The sequence below is a fragment of the Stenotrophomonas sp. P5_A8 genome, from assembly GCF_056400545.1.
In genome coordinates this window covers 1-4,427 of sequence record NZ_JBFULB010000315.1, presented here as the reverse complement: position 1 = coordinate 4,427, position 4,427 = coordinate 1, and the positions used below count along the sequence as shown (strand labels likewise).

General features: G+C 66.4%; 4 protein-coding genes. All 4 read left to right on the top strand.

The annotated features are described in order from the left end of the window. Window positions 1-96 precede the first annotated feature (96 nt). The 4 genes from nth (at window position 97) to pstS (ending at window position 4,370) form a co-directional block, all read left to right on the top strand. Window positions 97-786, top strand: coding sequence for an endonuclease III (gene nth, locus AC1DQP_RS17070; RefSeq protein WP_457318963.1), 690 nt, complete (start codon window positions 97-99; stop codon window positions 784-786). Window positions 787-964: 178 nt separating this feature from the next. Then, a complete protein-coding gene (locus tag AC1DQP_RS17065) occupies window positions 965-2,176 on the top strand; it encodes an OprO/OprP family phosphate-selective porin (protein ID WP_457318962.1) in 1,212 nt (403 codons plus the stop codon). A 274-nt stretch (window positions 2,177-2,450) separates the two neighbouring features. Continuing rightward, window positions 2,451-3,227 (top strand): PA3715 family protein, encoded by a 777-nt coding sequence (locus tag AC1DQP_RS17060; RefSeq protein WP_478052064.1) that lies wholly within the window; start codon window positions 2,451-2,453, stop codon window positions 3,225-3,227. A gap of 123 nt (window positions 3,228-3,350) precedes the next feature. Beyond that, window positions 3,351-4,370: a phosphate ABC transporter substrate-binding protein PstS gene (gene pstS / locus AC1DQP_RS17055; RefSeq protein ID WP_457321737.1), complete on the top strand. Its 1,020-nt coding sequence runs from the start codon at window positions 3,351-3,353 to the stop codon at window positions 4,368-4,370. Window positions 4,371-4,427: the final 57 nt, after the last annotated feature.

Sequence of the window (4,427 nt, the reverse complement as noted above, 5' to 3'; positions counted from 1 at the left end):
CCCCGCGCCCACCCCCGCATTGAAACCCGCCCTGCCGCCCGCCGCCGCCGCGATCCTGGCGCGCGCCAAAGCCAAGGCCGCTGGAAAAACCGCCTGATGAGTACCGTGAAAAAACCCGCGACGGCCAAGCCTGCGCCGCGCAGCGCGCGCATGCCCCGCGCCGACGTGATTGAAATGTTCACGCGTCTGCGCGAGCTCAATCCACACCCGAAGACCGAGCTCGAGTACAGCTCGCCGTTCGAACTGCTGGTCGCAGTGACGCTGTCTGCGCAGGCCACCGACGTGGGCGTCAACAAGGCCACCCGCAAACTGTTCCCGGTCGCCAACACGCCGCAGGCGATTCTCGACCTGGGCGAGGACGGCCTGAAGAAGTACATCGCCACCATCGGCCTGTACAACGCCAAGGCCAAGAACGTGATCGCCGCGTGCGCGCTGCTGGTACAGCAGCATGGCGGCGAGGTACCACGCGACCGCGCCGCGCTCGAAGCGCTGCCCGGCGTCGGCCGCAAGACCGCCAACGTCGTGCTCAATACTGCCTTCGGCGAACCGGTGATGGCGGTGGACACCCACATCTTCCGCGTGTCCAACTGCACCGGGCTGGCCCCGGGCAAGGATGTGCGCGCGGTCGAGGACCTGCTGGTCAAGGTGATACCGACCGAGTTCCTGCGCGATGCACACCATTGGCTGATCCTTCACGGCCGCTACGTGTGCAAGGCGCGCAAACCGGACTGCCCGCAGTGCGTGATCCGCGACCTGTGCCGGTTCAAGCAGAAGACCGCCGCCTGAGCCGCGGTCGCGACTGCCATATTCACGCAACCCCGCCGTCATCTGCGTCGGTCATCAATGGCAGGCCCAGACGTGGCCGGGCCCCGGCCGGCCGTCGGTTTGTCCGAAACTGTCATATTTACGCAATCTTCACTAATTAGCCTGCGCAGCATCTTCCCACCTGCCTGCAAGGCTCTCCATGAAACTGCATCGCCAACTCCTGACTGCGGCCGTTGCGGCTGCGCTGTTCGTCCCGGCCGCACACGCCGAAGTGGCCATCGATGTGATCGGCGGCTCGGAGATCACCTTCGAAGGCCTGGTCCAGGCCGACGGCAACTGGTTCGACAACGACCTGACCGACCTCAACGGCGGTGACGCCGGCAACGGCAAGAACAGCGAATTCGAGCTGCGCCGCGCCGAGCTGGTGCTCAAGGGCAAGGGCCCGGGCAACATCGAGTGGGTGGTGGGCTATGACGCCAAGGCCGACAAGTTCCTGGACACCAACCTGAAGTACAAGCTGGCCGGCAACGCCAACCACTTCGTTCAGTTCGGCCAGTTCAAGCAGCCCAACAGCCTGGAAGAACTGTCCAGCACCAAGAACAACGACTTCATCTCCAAGGCTGCGGTCACCAACACCTACGCGGTGGCCCGCCGCCTCGGTGGCGCCTACAGCATCGGCGACAACAACTGGTCGGTCACCGCCAGCGCCTTCGGCCGCGAGCTGACCCGCAATCTGGCCCACGGCAGCGGCTACGGCGCGCGTGGCACCTGGGCACCGATCAACGAGAAGGGCCAGGTCCTGCATTTCGGCCTGAGCTACGTCGAGTACGACACCGACGCTGACACCCTGCGCGTGCGCGCCCGTCCCAACGCCGACCTGGCCACCGCGCGCCTGGTCGACAGCGGCAACCTGGTCGACACCGACCGCGTGAGCACGATGGGCGCCGAAGCGATGTACATCGGCGGCCCGTTCAAGGCCCAGGCCGAGTATTACAACAGCAAGGCCAAGCGCTACTCGCACGACAACTACACCAGCGATGGCTATTACGTCAGCGGCTTGTGGAACATCACCGGCGAAAGCTGGGGCTACAAGGGTGGCGTGCCGACCACCGGCCTGCCGGACGAGCCGGCCTCGGGCATGTGGCAGCTGGGCGCGCGCTACGACCACATGGACCTCAATGACGGCAACCTGGCCGCCAACCCGGTTGCCGGTCGCCCGCCGATCGTCGATGGCGTGCTCGGCGGCAAGATGGATATCTGGACCGTGGGCGTGAACTACTACTGGCGCTCCAACACCAAGTTCGCGCTGAACTACGTGATGGTGGACAGCAAGAAGTACAGCTCCGCCAGCCGCACGTTCGTCAACGACGACCCGAACATCCTGGAAGCGCGCCTGCAGTTCTTCTGGTAAGCGATTGCGGCAACCGTATGACAGGGAGGGCGCAGCTTGGGCTGCGCCCTTTTTTCGTGCCCGGCACCGATAGAGCCACTCCATGGGTGGCTGCGCTCCGCTCAGGCACCGCGCGCAGCCGCCCATGGGGTGGCTCTACCTGTCCGGCACCGCGTGCAGCCACCCATGGGGTGGCTCTACCTTTCCTGCATGGCGTGCAGCCACCCATGGGGTGGCGTCACCCCCTCAGGGTGCGCGGGTATGCTGGGCGCCCTTTTCCCATGGATGGAACCCGATGCGTATCGCCCTGTCGCTGCTGCTGGCCGCCGTCGGCGGCACCGCCCTGCCCGCCCATGCGCAGGACTGCCACGACGCCCAGGCGGCCGCGGAAGAGGCGTACGTGGTGCGGGCGGACAACGTGCTGCCCGATCGCCCCGGCTACACCCGCGACACCGCTGGCAGCGTCTGCCGTCGCTGGCCGGCACGCCCCGAACTGACCCTGCTGGCCACGCCGGTCTGGCGCGATGGCGGCGACCACGACGCCCGCGAGGGCGACGTGGACATCCTGGTGATCGACAGCGACACCCTCGCACCACGCGCGTGGAAGGTGTTGCCCGGTGCACTGGACAGCGATGCGATCTTCTTCGACGGCATGCAGCTGGATACCGCGCGCTATCAGCTTGCGCCGGGCACGCTCGCCTTCGGCCTGCGCGTGCAGCGGCGCAATGGCTCCGGCCCCAACCCCTTCAGCGAAGAACAGTTGCAGCTGCTGGCAATGCAGGCAGGCACGCTGCGCGCGCTCGGCCCACCGATGGTGCTGCGCCGTTTCCAGGCCGAGTGGGACACCCGCTGCGCCGGTGAATCGACCGAGGTGTCGCGCACGGTTGCCGTTGGCCCGAAGGGCAAGCACGGGCTGGCCGACCTGGTCCTGCGCGAACGCCGGGTCACCACGCGCAGCTGGATGGACGGCGAGGAATGCCGCGACCAGGCCACGCCGGTAGAGGGCGAGCGCCATGTGCTGCGCTATGACGGCCGCCAGTACGGGGTTCCGGAGCCGCTGCGCCCCTTGTGACGGGCGTCCCATGAAGCATGTCACGAGGCGGTCATATGACAGTCGCTGGGCTGTCATCGAATGGTTATGGAATGAGCGCCGGGCGGGACACCCCGCACCGTCATCCATCCCAGGAGCCACCCCGTGATCCACGCCTTCAAGTCGCGCGCCGCCGTTGCCGTCCTCGCCGCGTCGTCCGTGTTCGCCGCCAACGCCGCCGATGTGACCGGCGCGGGCGCCTCGTTCATCTACCCGGTCATGTCCAAGTGGTCGGCCGACTACAGTGTCGCCACCGGCAAGAAGGTCAACTACCAATCGATCGGTTCYGGCGGTGGCATCGCGCAGATCAAGGCGGCCACGGTTGACTTCGGTTCCTCCGACGCCCCGCTGAAGCCGGAAGAACTGGCCGCCGCAGGCCTGGCACAGTTCCCGTCGGTGATCGGTGGCGTGGTGCCGGTGATCAACGTGGCCGGTGTCGCCCCGGGCGCACTGAAGCTGGACGGCCCGACCCTGGCCAACATCTTCCTGGGCAAGATCAAGACCTGGAACGACCCGGCCATCGCCGCGCTCAACCCGGGCGTCAAGCTGTCCGACGGCAAGATCACCGTCGTGCACCGCTCGGACGGTTCGGGCACCACCTTCAACTTCGTCAACTACCTCTCCAAGGTCAACCCGGAGTGGAAGAGCAAGGTCGGTGAAGGCACCTCGGTGCAGTGGCCGGTCGGCATCGGTGGCAAGGGCAACGAAGGCGTGGCCGCCTACGTGAAGCAGATCAAGGGCGGCATCGGCTACGTCGAACTGTCCTACGCGCTGCAGAACAAGATGTCCTACGCGGCGATGAAGAACGCCTCGGGCAAGGTCGTGCTGCCGAGCGACACCTCGTTTGCCGCGGCGGCCGCCAGCGCCGACTGGGCCAGTTCGAAGGACTTCTACCTGGTCATGACCAACGCCCCGGGCGCCGAAGCGTGGCCGATCACCGCCACCAACTTCATCCTGGTGCGCAAGCAGCCCAAGAACGTGGCCAACGCCAAGGCCACGCAGGAGTTCTTCCGCTGGATCTACAAGAACGGCGATGCCCAGGCCAAGCAGCTGGACTACGTGCCGCTGCCGGACGCCCTGGTCAAGCAGATCGAGACCTACTGGTCGCAGAACCTGAAGTACTGAGTTTCCCCGCTCAGGTACCGAGTATTGGTCGGTACGCGTCGGAGGCAACAACGGAGC

Excerpts from the sequence above, each read along its gene's own strand:
- AC1DQP_RS17060 (WP_478052064.1), top strand. The coding sequence starts at position 2,451 with ATGCGTATCGCCCTGTCGCTGCTGCTGGCCGCCGTCGGCGGCACCGCC.
- nth (WP_457318963.1), top strand. The coding sequence starts at position 97 with ATGAGTACCGTGAAAAAACCCGCGACGGCCAAGCCTGCGCCGCGCAGC.
- AC1DQP_RS17065 (WP_457318962.1), top strand. The coding sequence starts at position 965 with ATGAAACTGCATCGCCAACTCCTGACTGCGGCCGTTGCGGCTGCGCTG.